This window comes from Roseibium aestuarii (assembly GCF_008477545.1).
Classification (GTDB): domain Bacteria; phylum Pseudomonadota; class Alphaproteobacteria; order Rhizobiales; family Stappiaceae; genus Roseibium; species Roseibium aestuarii.
In genome coordinates this window covers 23832-37863 of record NZ_VORA01000008.1, presented here as the reverse complement: position 1 = coordinate 37863, position 14032 = coordinate 23832, and the positions used below count along the sequence as shown (strand labels likewise).

The 14032-nt window shown below is 64.5% G+C and carries 13 protein-coding genes; 4 read left to right on the top strand and 9 right to left on the bottom strand.

All coding sequences use genetic code 11. The features are described from left to right. Positions 1–3: 3 nt before the first annotated feature. From FR728_RS18190 to FR728_RS18170, 5 genes are all read right to left on the bottom strand, one after another. Positions 4–918, bottom strand: coding sequence for a LysR family transcriptional regulator (locus FR728_RS18190; RefSeq protein ID WP_149894189.1), 915 nt, complete (start codon positions 916–918; stop codon positions 4–6). 84 nt (positions 919–1002) lie between these two features. Then, the gene (locus FR728_RS18185; RefSeq protein ID WP_149894188.1) at positions 1003–2595 is read right to left on the bottom strand and encodes a gamma-glutamyltransferase family protein; all 1593 of its coding nucleotides are present in this window, start codon (positions 2593–2595) and stop codon (positions 1003–1005) included. Positions 2596–2614: 19 nt separating this feature from the next. Next, complete coding sequence (locus FR728_RS18180) at positions 2615–3127, bottom strand: DUF2937 family protein (protein ID WP_149894187.1); 513 nt, start codon at positions 3125–3127, stop codon at positions 2615–2617. A 30-nt stretch (positions 3128–3157) separates the two neighbouring features. Further along, entirely contained in the window at positions 3158–4132 is a 975-nt protein-coding gene (locus FR728_RS18175; RefSeq protein WP_149894186.1) for a WD40 repeat domain-containing protein, read from the bottom strand. Positions 4133–4144: 12 nt separating this feature from the next. Further along, on the bottom strand, positions 4145–5284 hold the full coding sequence (locus FR728_RS18170) for a CobW family GTP-binding protein (protein ID WP_149894185.1): 1140 nt from the start codon (positions 5282–5284) through the stop codon (positions 4145–4147). 188 nt (positions 5285–5472) lie between these two features. Between FR728_RS18170 and FR728_RS18165 the strand changes: the two genes are divergently transcribed. Beyond that, the gene (locus FR728_RS18165; RefSeq protein WP_149894184.1) at positions 5473–6654 is read left to right on the top strand and encodes a pyridoxal phosphate-dependent aminotransferase; all 1182 of its coding nucleotides are present in this window, start codon (positions 5473–5475) and stop codon (positions 6652–6654) included. 89 nt (positions 6655–6743) lie between these two features. Next, entirely contained in the window at positions 6744–7244 is a 501-nt protein-coding gene (locus FR728_RS18160) for a hypothetical protein (RefSeq protein WP_149894183.1), read from the top strand. Positions 7245–7256: 12 nt separating this feature from the next. Here the strand turns inward: FR728_RS18160 and FR728_RS18155 are convergent, their stop codons facing one another. Further along, positions 7257–8222, bottom strand: coding sequence for a 2-hydroxyacid dehydrogenase (locus tag FR728_RS18155; RefSeq protein WP_149894182.1), 966 nt, complete (start codon positions 8220–8222; stop codon positions 7257–7259). A 230-nt stretch (positions 8223–8452) separates the two neighbouring features. Here FR728_RS18155 and FR728_RS18150 point away from each other — a divergent pair, with 230 nt between their 5' ends. Further along, positions 8453–10642: a sensor domain-containing diguanylate cyclase gene (locus tag FR728_RS18150; RefSeq protein ID WP_188318953.1), complete on the top strand. Its 2190-nt coding sequence runs from the start codon at positions 8453–8455 to the stop codon at positions 10640–10642. 30 nt (positions 10643–10672) lie between these two features. On the opposite strand, the gene FR728_RS18145 is transcribed toward FR728_RS18150, so the two are convergent. Both FR728_RS18145 and FR728_RS18140 read right to left on the bottom strand, forming a co-directional pair. Continuing rightward, positions 10673–11809 (bottom strand): LacI family DNA-binding transcriptional regulator, encoded by a 1137-nt coding sequence (locus FR728_RS18145; RefSeq protein ID WP_244304746.1) that lies wholly within the window; start codon positions 11807–11809, stop codon positions 10673–10675. A gap of 137 nt (positions 11810–11946) precedes the next feature. Continuing rightward, positions 11947–12870 carry a DMT family transporter gene (locus FR728_RS18140; protein ID WP_280115357.1) on the bottom strand — a complete coding sequence of 308 codons (924 nt, stop codon included), beginning with the start codon at positions 12868–12870 and terminating at the stop codon, positions 11947–11949. 221 nt (positions 12871–13091) lie between these two features. Here FR728_RS18140 and FR728_RS18135 point away from each other — a divergent pair, with 221 nt between their 5' ends. Beyond that, positions 13092–13592 (top strand): methylated-DNA--[protein]-cysteine S-methyltransferase, encoded by a 501-nt coding sequence (locus FR728_RS18135; RefSeq protein WP_208998915.1) that lies wholly within the window; start codon positions 13092–13094, stop codon positions 13590–13592. Between the two features lie 30 nt (positions 13593–13622). On the opposite strand, the gene FR728_RS18130 is transcribed toward FR728_RS18135, so the two are convergent. Further along, on the bottom strand, positions 13623–13847 hold the full coding sequence (locus FR728_RS18130; RefSeq protein ID WP_149894179.1) for a hypothetical protein: 225 nt from the start codon (positions 13845–13847) through the stop codon (positions 13623–13625). Positions 13848–14032: the final 185 nt, after the last annotated feature.

Sequence of the window (14032 nt, the reverse complement as noted above, 5' to 3'; positions counted from 1 at the left end):
AGATCAGAGCGGGCAGGTTTCCCCTGCCCGCTTGCGATCCCCGAACCATGTGACCAGATAGTCGACGAAGGCGCGCACCTTGCCGGTCAGATGCCGGCGATGCGGATAGACCGCGTAGATCCCGCTGTTGTGCGGTTCATAGCTTTCCAGCACCGCCACCAGCCGCCCGGCGTGAATGTCATCGGACACGAACACGAGCGGCGTGCGCAGGAAGCCGAGGTCACAGAAGGCGGCATCGCGCCCCGCCGACGCGCTGTTGACCTCGACAGGCCCCCGGACGGTAACGCTGGTCTTCCCGTCCCCTTCCACGAAGGTCCAGTTCTGCTTGAAGCGGTAGTTGGTGTCGATAATGCAGGGGCGCCCCACCAGATCCGCCGGGGTGCTTGGCACCCCATATTTCTCGATGACCGCCGGCGTGGCACAGACAACCGTGCGGAACGGCGCGATCTTGCGGGCGATGAGGCTGGAATCCTCCAGATCCGTCACCCGGATCGCCACATCGAAACCCTCTTCCACCAGATCGACGAACCGGTCCTCCAGTCGCAGGTCCAGCACGACCTCCGGATAGGCGACGAGAAACTCCATCATCGCCCGGTTCAGCAGGCCGTCCCCCATGGAGCGCGGGGCGGACACCTTGAGCCGTCCCTTCACGGCCTGATGGGAAGACTGGATGCTGTCCTGCAGATCGTCGATCCGCTGCAGGATTTCCGAGGCCTCGCGGTAATAGGCCTCCCCCACTTCCGTGAGGGATACCTGCCGCGTGGTCCGGTTGAGCAGGCGCACGCCCAGCTCGTCCTCCAGCTCGCCGATGTATTTCGACACCAGCGCCTTGGAGCGCCCCATGTCGCGCGCAGCCGCAGAGAAGCCTTGTGAATCCACGACCTGGATGAAGCATCGCATGCGTGTCAGCGCGTCCATGATCTATCCCGTTCCAGTGCATCAGAGGCAGGAGCGGTGCCCGCAATGGCATCCGTTCCCGCCGTATCGAGCCACATCCCCGGCTCAGGCAACCGCCGCGCCGCCATCGGCGCGCGGATCATGGGCGCCGTCCAGCCCGCCGCGCAGGTTGCGTACGATCATGCCAGCGTGGCCCATCATGTCGGAATAGTTCTGCGAAATCTGGATGGCCTCGTGGCCGCAGCGCACCAGCGCCCTGACGAGATCCGGATCGAACCGTCCCTCCAGCCGCAGGGCGGTGGTGTCCTCCCCCCAGGTCCGGCCCAGCAGCCAGCGCGGCGCGTCGATCGCCTCGCCCACTGGCATGCCGTTCAGCACATGACGGATGAAGATCGCCGCCTGGGTCTGCGGCTGTCCCTCACCGCCCATGGTGCCATAGGTGATGGTGCGGCCGTCCTTCAGGCGCGCCATGGCCGGATTGAGGGTGTGGAAGGGCTGACGCCCGGGCTCCAGCACGTTGAGCGCATCCGGATGGAGCGAGAAGCTCGCGCCCCGGTTCTGCCAGGTGATGCCGGTCTTCGGCAGCACGCAGCCAGACCCGAATTCCCAGTAGGTCGACTGGATGAAGGACACCGCGACGCCCTTGGCATCAATCGCCCCCATCCAGATCGTGTCGCCCGGCTCGGCCACGTAGGGCCAGCGGGCGGCGCGCGTCATGTCGATCTTGTGGGCTTCCTTGTCCAGCCACTCAGGGGTCAGGAAGTCCCGCGGATTTTCCGGCAGCCGCCCCGGATCGGTGACCACCCGGTCACGCACCAGGAAGGCCCGCTTGGTGGCTTCCACGGCCCCGTGCACCAGGTCGAAGCCTTCGCCGGGCCGCAGCCCCAGCCGGTCATAGAGGCCCAGAATGATCAGCGACGCGAGCCCTTGCGTCGGAGGCGGGGCGTTGAAGATGCTGCCGCAGGAGAGCGTCGTCTTCAGCGGTTCCTTGAACACGGCCTCGAATTTTTCCAGATCCGCCTTGGTGACCGGGGCTCCGATCCGCTCCAGATCGTCGGCGATGCTTGCACCCACATCACCGCGATAGAACTCCTCGAAGCCCTCGAGCCCCAGATGTTCCAGCGTGTCGGCCAGACGTTCCTGCCGCAGCACGTCGCCGATGGCCGGCGCTTCACCGTCCTTCAGGAAGACCTGCGCGAAGCCTGGCTGGTCCTTGAGCTCGGCGAGCTTGGCCGCCGTCAGCTCGGCCTGACTGCGGGTGACGGCAATGCCTTCCTTGGCATGGCGAACAGCCGATTCCATCAGCACCCGGCCCGGCATCTTGCCGGCGCCGATGCCGCGCGCTGCTTCCTGCGCCTTGGCCCAGCCGCCGACCGTGCCGGCCACCGTGAGCGCCGCCATGGGGCCGCGCGTCGGCATGGCTCCCAACCCGGCGCGATGATAAGCCTCGAGCGTGGCGTTCGAGCCCGCCGAACCACAGGCCATGAGCGCCTTGGGGTCCTTGCCCGGTTCGGCCATGAGCCAGAACCCGTCGCCACCGATGGAATTCATGTGCGGATAGACCACCGCGATGGTGGACGCGGCCGCGATCATGGCCTCGAGAGCCGAGCCTCCTTCGGCCAGGATATCCGCCCCGGCCTGAGCCGCCGCGCTGTGCGGGGCGACAACCATGCCGCCCTTCGAGGTGATCGTGTCCATATGCCCCTCCTGCCTGTTTTCAGGTCGTTGTCGTCACAGTCCGGCGCCGTCTGCGACGCAGACCGCGCGCGGCACCCCGGGTCACGAACACAAGCCCCAACCCGGCGAGGCCTCCCGCCCCGGCGGCGGCAAGCCCTTCTGATGTCACCGGCACCGCCGGTTCGAAATCCTCCAGCGTCGACCGGGCCAGAGGCCCGTCGGCCGATGTCAGCACAAGCCCGACCCGCCCGAAGGGGCCGGCTCGCGCCATCTCGTCCCGTTGCGCCCGAAGATGCTCGAGCCGCGCCCGAGCCTCCTCCATGCTCTCGCCCCGACGGGCGACGAAGGGATCGGCCGACCCGCGCAACCGCGCGATGGCCTCAGCCACATTCAGCCCCTCAGCCTCCGCATCCGCCGCGAAGCGCACCATGACCTCCGTCAGTGCATCGATGGCTCCACCGATCCGCTGACGGTATTGCTGGGCGTATTCGGGCACCTGCGAGGCAGCGGTGCCGAAGACGACGGCGAAGACAAGCGCAATCAGACGGAACATGGGCAATCTCCCTGGCTGATTGGCAAAGCCTCAGGTCAGGGAGATGGTTCCCGCAGCCCCTTCTTCCGTGCCGAAGGCCAGGCGCAGGCCTGCCCCATCCCAGGCCATGGACGAAATCGCCCCTTCGCCCGGACGGCGCAGCAGCACCTCCGCATTGTCCTCGAAGCGGCACATCATGATCATGCCGTCCTGATACCCCACCGCGACCACGTCTTCCTTGGGATGACAGGCCACGCAGGCCACCAGCGAATCCCCGCGCGTGCCCAGCTGCAGCGGCGTCTGACCCATCGGGCCGGTCTTGCCGAAGAAGGGCCAGCAGATCGCCGCATTGGCCCCGGAGGTCGCCAGATAGCGCCCCTTCACCGACCAGCTGAAGCTCTTCACCTTGGCCGGATAGCCGGACATGCGCATGTCCTGGCTGTCCGAAAGCCGCCAGCCATGCAGGGCGTTTTCCTGCATGGTCGTGACCAGATACTTGCCGTCGGCGGAGTAGGAGATGCCGAAATGGGCGCCCTTCCACTCCAGCTCGGTCGGCGTCGTCGCCGCATTGACGAACCAGATGCTCACCCCGTCATAGCGCGAGACGGCCAGCTTCAGGCCCTTGGGCGCGAAGGTCAGACCGCCGATGGCGCGATCATGGGCGAATTCCTTCTCGGTCCCATCCTTCTGGCGCACCCAGGCGGTGCGCCCGGAAGCAAAGGCGATCGCCCCGTCCGGACCGGCGGCAATCCGGTCGATCCACTTGCGCGGCCGCTCGGCAAGAAGCTCCGGCTCCTCCCCGTGGCGCAGACGCAGGATCCGGCCGTCATCGCCGGAGGTGATCAGCGCGCTGCCATCCAGGGTCTCGGTCGCCGCAAGCAGCCCGCCCTTGTGGAGCGGAACACGGGTCTCGCCACCCTCGACGAAGCAGACGCTGCCATCGCCGAGCGCGAAATAGGGAATGTCCTTCAGAAAGCCGGCGCGGACGACGAACTCGCCCGCTGCGACTGGTGCTAGTGTCGGCACTGGCAGATCCCTTTATTCCGCGACGCAGGCGTTGAAGCTGTCCCGCAGCGCGTCGAAATCGAGATCGCGCCCGATGAAGACCAGCCGGCTTTCGCGTGGCTCATCCGCCTTCCAGTCCCGCTGGTGATTGCCTTCCACGATCATGTGGACGCCCTGGATCACATAGCGCTGCGGATCGCCCTTGAAGGCGAGAATGCCCTTGAGGCGCAGGATGTTCGGACCCTGGATCTGGGTCACCTGGTTGATCCAGGGGAAGAACATGTTCGGGTCCAGATCGCCCTGGCGGAGCGAGACGCTGCGCACGGAATGCGGATCCGCGTGATGATGGTGATCATGGCCGTGATCGTGATCGCAATCCGGACCGCATTCATGATCGTGATCATGATGGTGATGCCCATGGTCGTGATCATGGTCATGGCCGTGATGATGGTGGTGATGCCCGTGGTCGTGGTCGCAGTCCGGGCCACATTCGTGCTCGTGGTGCCCATGCTCCAGGAAGTGCGGGTCCAGCGAGAGGATGCGGTCGAGGTCGAAGGCGCCCCGGTCGAGCACATTCTTCAGGTCGATGGCGCAGCGCTCGGTCTTGTGACGCACGGCATAAGGGTTGATGGCACGGATCCGCGCTTCCACTGTCGCCAGCTCCTCGGCCGACACCAGATCGGTCTTGTTGAGCAGGATGACGTCGGCAAAGGCGATCTGGTCTTCCGCCTCTTCGGTGTCTTCCAGACGCTGCAGCACGTGGCGCGCGTCGACCACGGCCACCACCGCATCCAGCTTGGCTGCGGCGCGCACGTCATCATCCATGAAGAAGGTCTGGGCGACGGGAGCCGGATCCGCCACGCCGGTGGTCTCGACGATGATCGCGTCAAAGGCCTTGCGCCGCTTCATCAGGTTCTGAACCGTGCGGATCAGGTCGCCGCGCACGGTGCAGCAGATGCAGCCGTTGTTCATTTCGAAGATTTCTTCGTCCGATTCGACCAGCAGGTCGTTGTCGATGCCGACCTCGCCGAATTCATTGACGATGACCGCGTATTTCTGGCCGTGGTTCTCGGTCAGGATGCGGTTGAGCAGGGTGGTCTTGCCGGAGCCGAGATAGCCGGTGAGAACGGTAACCGGGATCTGGTCCTGGGCGGCTTCAGGTGCCTGAGACATGATGCGTCCCTTGAAGTTCGGGGTGAGGGCGAGACGGACGGGGCCTCGCTCATGAGTCCCGGCGAATATAGGCGTAACTTTTGCCACTTGGGAGAGGCGAACTGTTTTTCCGGGCATTTGGCTTTTCAGCATCGCGGGAAAATGCCTAAGTCACGGGAAATCACACGGCATCCGTCTCGGGAGGACCCATGCTCAAGACCATTTCCGGCTTCGACCGCATCGGCGAGGAAAACGCCTTCGCCGTGCTCGCGCGCGCAACCGCTCTCGCAGCGCAGGGCCGCGACATCATCAATCTGGGCATCGGCCAGCCCGATTTCCGCACCCCGGACCATATCGTCGAGGCTGCCATCAAGGCCTTGCGCGACGGGCACCATGGCTACACCCCGGCAACCGGCATCCTCCCCCTTCGCGAGGCCGTCGCCGCCGATGTGGAAAAGCGCACCGGCTTTGCGCCGGATCCGGACAACGTGCTGATCGTGCCCGGCGGCAAGGTCACCATGTTCATGGCGATCCTCATGTTCGGCGAACCGGGTGCAGAGATCCTCTATCCGGACCCGGGCTTCCCGATCTACCGCTCCATGATCGAGTTCACCGGCGCGACCCCCGTCCCGATCCCGATCCGCGAGGAGAATGACTTCGCCTTCTCCGCCGAGGAGACCCTCTCCCTGATCAACGAGCGCACCCGCCTGATCATCGTCAACTCGCCCGCCAACCCCTGCGGGGGCGTGACCCCGCGGGCGGAAGTGGAGAAACTCGTCGCCGGCCTGGAGAAGCACCCGGACGTGGCGATCATGTCCGACGAGATCTATGCCCAGATGACCTATGACGGCATGGAACACGTCTCGCTGATGAGCTTCGAGAGCATTCGCGACCGGCTCATCCTGCTCGACGGCTGGTCCAAGACCTATGCCATGACCGGCTGGCGCATGGGCTATTCCGTCTGGCCGACCGAGCTGATGAACAAGGCGCGCAAGCTGGCCGTCAACGCCTGGTCCTGCGTCAACGCCCCGGCGCAATATGCGGGCCTCGCCGCCCTCACCGGCCCGCAGGATGCGGTGCACGAGATGGTGGCCGAGTTCGACCGGCGCCGGAAGGTGGTCGTCGACGGGCTGAACGCCCTGCCCGGCGTCAGCTGCCGCACGCCGCTCGGGGCCTTCTATGCCTTCCCCAACATCAAGGCGACTGGCTGGAAAGCCAAGCCGCTGGCATCCGCCCTGCTGGAAGACGCAGGCGTTGCCACCATCGGCGGCCCCGATTTCGGCATTCTGGGGGAAGGCTACATCCGCCTGTCCTACGCCAACTCGACGGAGAACATCCGCCGCGCGCTGGAGCGGATGGGCGATTTCCTGAGCGCCAACGCCAAGGCCTGATCGGCAGAGCCCCACAACAGCGGACGGCGCTTGCATCGCGCCGTCCCTCTGCCATGCTGATGATGTCTTTCGCCGTCCGGGAGGATGTCATGCAGGACGCACTGCCCCGCAGCGCCCGCTGGGCCCTGGCCCTTGCCGCGCTCAACTGCCTGACCGTCTTCACCGCCGTCGGCCTCTGCAACAGACAGGTTCTGGAAACGGCGGACCATCTGGTCATCACCGGCGGCGGCTTCATCTTCAACTATCGGATCGCGGACATTCGCGCCGGCATCACCGTTGGCACGCGCAAGCCCCTGCCGGAGACCTCGCGGATGGAGGTGACCTTCCACCTGCCCGGAGCGGCCCCCATCGTCATGGACCAGCCCCCGATCCCCTACCGGTTGAACTACACCTTCGAAACCGCGTCCCTGAGCGGCATCGAGCCGGAAATGGGCTATCTGGTGGAGCTGAATCTGATGCGCGACGAGCAGACCCTCGAGCATCACGAGAAGATCCTCAAGACCGGCGTCGCCCCCAAGGCCATGCCGACGAAGCCACTGACCCTCGGGCCGGGCTACACGCCCAACCCGGAGGCCTGGCCGCCCAAATAGCTTTCCTGTCGTCTACTTGAGGAGCCCCACGCACTCGGCGACTGGCGTGATCGGTCGCCCGGTCTCGAACCAGGACAGGAGGTTGTCAGCAACGAGCGCTCCCATCGCGTCGCGGGTCCGCACCGAGGCCGAGCCCACATGCGGAAGCACCACCACATTCTCCATGGTCAGGAGCGCTTGCGGAACATGGGGTTCATCCTCGAAGACATCGAGCCCCGCCGAGAGGATGGTCCCGTTCGCAAGGGCCGCAATCAGCGCCTCCTCGTCCACCAGACTGCCGCGCCCCACGTTGATCAGCACTCCCTGCGGACCGAGGGCTTCGAGCACCCGCCGGTTGACCATGTGGCGGGTCTCCGCCCCGCCGGGCGCCACCAGCATCAGGATGTCACAGGCTTCCGCCAGCGCCTCGACGCTCGGATGATAGTCATAGGTTACGTCCGCCTGACGGCTGCGTCCGTGATAGGCGATCTTCAAACCGAAGGCCTCCGCGCGGGCCGCAATCGCCTTGCCGATCCGGCCAAGACCGACGATGCCGAGCGTTCGCCCGATCAGCGACCCGCGGGTGAGCGGATAAGGCCCGTCCGCCGCCCAGCGACCAGCCCGGACGTAACGCTCTGCCGCGCCAAACTCGCGCACGGTCATGATCATCAGGCCCAGCGCCGTGTCGGCCACTTCCTCGGTCAACACGTCCGGCGTGTTTGTGACCATCACGCCACGCGCGGCACAGGTCTCCGCGTCGATCGTGTCATAGCCCACGCCGAAGTTGGCGATGATTTCCAGTGCAGGGAACCGGTCGAGATAGGCCGCATCGACAGTCTGGCCCAGCGCCGCAATGCCCCGCACCGATGCGGCAACCCGTGCGATGGTCGCATCCGGGTTGTCCGCCTCAAAGGGTGTGACCAGATCAACCTTCGGCGCCAGTCTGTCGCGAATGACGGGCCGCATGGCCCTTGGCATGAGGACGAGGGGGAGAGACATCTTAAAAATCCCGTGTTCACGATGAGTACCTGTGCCTAGGTAAAATCATCAGGTAGGTTCGCGCCAGATCCGATTTCGCGCTTTTTGTCCCAATTGCTCTACGTAATATTCGGTATCAAATTTACGCAAAGCCAGCTCGGCAAGAAAAGAAACGAATCGACAGTTGTATCTTTCTTAAAAGTATTCATCCATTTTCCGGGTATGAAATGCGAATAGGGAACGAGTCGTCCATGCCGGATTCCATCGTCGCGGTTGACGTGAAAAAGACCTTTGGCGCCATGGAGGAGGCTATCGCCATCCTCACACCGGAGCGTGTGCTGACCTATGTCAACGAGGGACTGCTCAACCTGTTCGGATATGACGAATCCGAGCTGATCGGCCAGACAGGACGCCTTCTCTATGCAGACACCGCGACCTACGAGCAGCTCGGCAACAGCTATACCTCCGCTGCCCAGTCCCTGCGCCATTTCAACTTCAAGTCGGAGTTCCGCCGCAAGGACGGCTCTATTTTCAAGGCCGCAGTCACTCTGGTGCCGTTGACGGGTGAAGCCCAGTCGCAGGCCCGCTTTCTGCTGATCGGACGAGACATCAGCAAGGAAATCGAGCTTGAGGAAAAAGTCCGGGAAACCAGCGACCTCCTGCGCGAGGCCATCGAAGCCATTTCCGAAGGCTTCGCCATGTATGACAAGAATGATCGTCTGGTCATCTGCAACCGCAATTACCAGCGGATCTACCAATTGTCCGAAGAGTCGATGAAGGACGGAAATACCTTCACCGACATCCTGAAGTTTGGCCTCAAGGCAGGTCAGTACGATCTCAAGACCCAGACCGCGCGGGAATGGCTGACCGAGCGCATGGAGCGCCATCTGCGCGCCGATGGCGAAGTGCACGAGCAGCATCTGGGCGACGGCCGCTGGCTGCGCGTTTCCGAGAGGCGCACGCCGCGCGGCTACGTGGTCGGCATTCGCACCGACATCACCAACCTGAAGCACACCCAGAAGGAGCTTCAGGAAGCCTACGCGAACATGGCCATCCTGACCGACAGCCTTCACTGCTCGATCGTCGAAGTCGATCTGGATGGCACCTGCGTCTTCATCAACGACTACGGCGCCTCCTGGTATGATGCTGAGCCTGACGCCCTGATCGGCCGCCGGTTCCGCGACCTGCTGTCGGCCGAACACATCGCCCGCACTGCCCCCCATTTCCGCGAAGCACTCAACGGTCATCGCATCGATATTGAGGCCGCCGACACCTTCCCGGACGGGCTGCGCCGCGAACTGCATGTGGAGTACATCCCGAAATATGCGCCGAACGGCTCGCTTGCAGGGGTCATCATCTTCTCGACCGACATCACGGAAAGGAAGAAGACGGATCGAAGCCTGGCCTCCCTCTATCAGATCACGGCCACCCAGGAGCTCAGCGCCAACCAGAAGATCCAGCAGATTCTGCGCATCGGCTGCGAGCACTTTGATCTGCCCTTCGGCATCGTCAGCAACATCGTCGGCGACAACTACTCCATCGTCTGGGCCGAGAGCCCGAACAACGAGCTGAAGCCCGGAACCATCTTCCCGCTGGGTGACACCTATTGCACCCATGCGCTGTCCAGCAATTCACCGCTCGCCATTCCCCATACCGCCAAGTCGGAGCTGGCGCTTCACCCCTGCTACAAGAGCTTTGCACTGGAGAGCTACATCGGCGTGAACGTACGAGTGAACGGAGAGCGTTACGGCACGATCAACTTCACCAGCGCCGAACCGCGCAAGCGCCCCTTCTCCTCCACCGACATGCAGCTGATCTGCCAGTTTGCTGACTGGGTCGGCCACGAGATTGCGCGCGAGCGGGCCAACGAGGAACTGCTCCAGTCGAAGATACGCCTCGAGCGGCTGGCCAGCATCGACGACCTGACCGGCATCTACAATCGCCGGGCCTTCATCGAGAAGGCAGCCATGGAAGTGGCCCGCTTCAGAAGAGACCGTATCCCCTTCACCGCCCTCGTCCTCGACATCGATCACTTCAAGCTGATCAACGACCGGCACGGCCATGGGATCGGTGACCAGGTTCTAACCCAGTTTGCCGAACATGTTCAGGACGAGCTGCGGGTGGTCGACATTTTCGGCCGCATCGGTGGCGAGGAATTCTGCGTCATTCTGAGCAACACCGATGAAGACGGCGCGGAAGTCGTCTGCAAGCGCATTCTCCAGCGCCTGCGCACCATGCCGATGATCCCCGAGATCCCCTTGTCGGTGACATGCAGCATCGGCGTCGCGGCGATTAACAAGAACGACGTGGACTTCAGCTCGGTCATGCAGCGTGCGGATTCGGCCCTTTACAGTGCCAAGGAAGCAGGGCGCGACACCTATGTCCGCTTCCCCTCGCCCCCCGGCGAAGCGAAGTCCCAGAGTGCTGCCCTGAAAGCCTGACGGGCCGGACCTGACACCCGCGCTTGCGGTCTATTCCGTCAGCGCGGGACCGAGCCGCTGACCCGGTCGGGGCGAGCTTTCGCGGATCCGCAGCTCCGGCTCGATCCGGATCGGCGTGTTGGGCACCCTCTCGCCGGCAATCTGCCGCAGCAGGGTGAGCGCCGCCAGACGCCCGATCTTGTCAGGATGGTTCTGCACGGTGGTCAGCGCGGGCGTGCGCGCATCCGCGCCGTCAATGTCGTCATAGCCTGTCACGGCGATGTCCGGTCCGGGCTCCACGTTGTTGCGGCGGAACATGGGCATCATGCCCAGCGCCACCAGATCGTTGAAACACATCACCGCCGTCGGCCGCTCGGCCGCGTTGAGGATCTCCGGCACCGCCGCCCGTCCGTCGGCCTGGGTCATGAGCTCCGGCAGATCGAGCTGGGCGGCCGGATCGATGCCGGCTTCCACCAGTGCCTTCTTCCAGCCCGCGTGCCGGTCTCGGCCGGCAGAGCTTTCCCGGCGCCCCCCCACCATGGCGATGCGGCTGTGGCCCTGCTGCACCAGATGGCGGGTGATCTGATAGGCGCCCTTCAGGTCGTCGCCCAGGATGCAGGGCGCCCAGACCTTCGGCACTTCACGGCACATGAGCGTGACCGGAATGCCCTGCCCCACCAGCCGGTTGATCTCCTCCGCCGTGGTGCCCACGGAAGGACACAGGATCAGCCCGTCGGCCCGGTGCTGCAGCAGCGTATTGATGAATGCACGCTGCCGCTTCACGTCGTCCCGATGGTTGCAGATGAAGATCATCTGCCCCTGCTCTTCCAGCACGGTCTCCAGCGCGGAAAAGGCTTCGGCGAAATAGGGATTGAGAATGTCGTGCACCGCCACGCCGACGATCTGGCTGCGGGCGGTGCGCAGGGACGCGGCCGAGCGATTGTAGATGTAGCCAATGTCTTCGGCCGTGCGCTTGACCTTGGCCCGCGTCTCTTCCGCGACAAGCGGACTGTTGCGCAGGGCCAGAGAGACCGTGGCCGTCGAGATGCCGAGCTGATCCGCGATATGGCTGAGGGTCAGGCGCTTGCCGGGGCGATATCCCTCGGCGCCCGAGGGCTGCCCAGCCGCCTCCGGCCCGCTGCCCTCGCCCGGGGAGCGCCCCTCCGTCTCGTTCTCGTCGTCAATCACGCTCGGTATCTCGCAAACAGTTCGCCGGCACTTGCCCCACCTTCTGCCCTACATACCCCGTGAGCCAGCCCGCTTCCAGCGCTTCGGTCGGGGAAGGGAGAAAAGGTCGCGTGCGGGTGGCGCAGACAGGCCGCAGATCAGCGCTTCCGCAGCACCTGCTCCCGGAAAAGGATGTAGAGCCCGGAAGCCACAACGACCGAGGCCCCGGCCACCGTGCTCCATCCCGGAATGTCATCGAACACCAAGTAGCCGAGGATCACCATCCAGATGATCTGCACATAGAGGAAGGGAGCGAGCAGCGAGGCCGGCGCCATGCGATGCGCCACGATCAGGATCCAGTGCCCCACCAGGCCATAGACGCCGGTCGACAGGAGCAGCCCCCAGTGGAAGAGGCTCTCCGGCGCCTGCCAGGACATCAGCCCCGCCGGGGTCATGGCAATGGCGGCAACCACACCGGACACCATCAGCAGGCTGATAGAGCTCTCTGTCGGAGCGAGCATCCGCGTCAGCAGCATATAGAAGGCATAGGAGACCATGGCGCAGACGGAATAGATCACCGCCCAGTGCATCTGCCCCGACCAGGGCTGGGTGACCAGCAGCACGCCGCAGAAACCGACGATGATCGCAGCCCAGCGTCGCACGCCGGCCCATTCGCCCAGAAGCGGCCCTGCCAGCGCCGTCACCATGAAGGGCGCGGCAAAGAGGATCGACATGGTTTCGGCAAGCTGAAGATACTGCACGGCCAGGAAATTGAAGATCGTCGTGCAGAGCAGGGTAAAGGCCCGGACCACCTGCAGCAGCCTTCGCTTCGGTCGCAGGGCCTCCGGCCGCTGCCACAGCCGGAAGAAGAAGACGGCCAGCACCACGTGGCTGAGGAACCGCACCCAGACGATCTGCAAGGGCGACACGGACTGGCTGAGATATTTCGCCGTCGCATCCAGCCCCGAGAACAGGAAACAGGCAAGCAGCATCAGGCCGATCCCGACAAGCGGAGACCCGACTGCCGGTTCTTTGGCAGGCGATGGAGCGGACAGCGGGTCCGTGACGGGAACAGGGGCCAAAGACAACTCCGGGATCGGGACGGACTGCAAGGGAAGGACGACGCGAAGTCGCTCACCCAACATTATAAGATCCCCTTATTATCGTCCATCCTTCTCTTCCGGTGAGCCGGGCAGATCCCGCGCGCTCCGGCCCTTGCACATCGCGTGCCCGCCACTCATGGTGCATCCTCGACGCGCGGCATGAAGATGCCGCGCGCACCTCCTGACGACTGGGACCGTCAATGCAGACACTGCCGGAAACCGCCCCGATGACCCGTGGGCTCGCCTCCCCGGTCGGACCTCTGGTGCTGGAGGCTCGCAACGGTGCGCTCTGCGCCCTGCGATGGGGACATGTGAAACACCAGTCAGAAGCGGGGGCAGCGTCCGGCGAAGACGCCTTGCTGGACGAGGCGGCGCGCCAGATCGAAGCCTATTTTGCCGGTCAGCTCACCCGCTTCGACTTGCCGCTGCATCTGCCGGAAGGTGATCTGCTGCAGGCCGTTTTGCGCCAGATGCTCGACATTCCGCATGGAGAGACCCGCACCTATGGCGAGGTGGCGCGCGCCGTCGGCTCGGCACCCCAGCCGGTGGGGCAGGCCTGTGGGGCCAATCCCCTGCCGATCCTCGTGCCCTGTCACCGGATCCTGTCGGCCAAGGGGCTGGGAGGCTACTCTGGCGGCGGAGGGCTGGAGACCAAGATTGCCTTGCTGAAACTGGAAAACGGCTATCCGTTCCTGCTCTGAGGCAGGACGCGACGATCAAACCAGAGACGGTCAGGCCAGAAACGACCCGACGACAAAGGCGGCCACGCCAAGCGCGAGCCAGATGCCGAGCGCACGTCCGGAGGCGGTCAGGTTGGTGCGGCCTCGTCCGCCATAACCCGGAACGCGCAGCCGCGTTCCCGATCCCAAGGCCCGGGACGACACGCGGGAAAATCGCGCCTTGAGCTCAGCCGCGCGTCGGGCACCGCGTTCCTCATTCAGACCTGGCCGCGCCATGACGGACCTCCTTCACCTCTCCTCGGACTTCTGCCTCTCTTTCTGATTTGGGTATTTCTCACGGGATTTCAACGCAGCCAATGGTCAGGCACCCAGGCGCAACCCGTCAGCCCGCACCGTCTTGCTCCTTTCACGCTTTCCCGATACCGCTTGGGGCGAACCAACGAGCTTCTCCCCAGACCGGG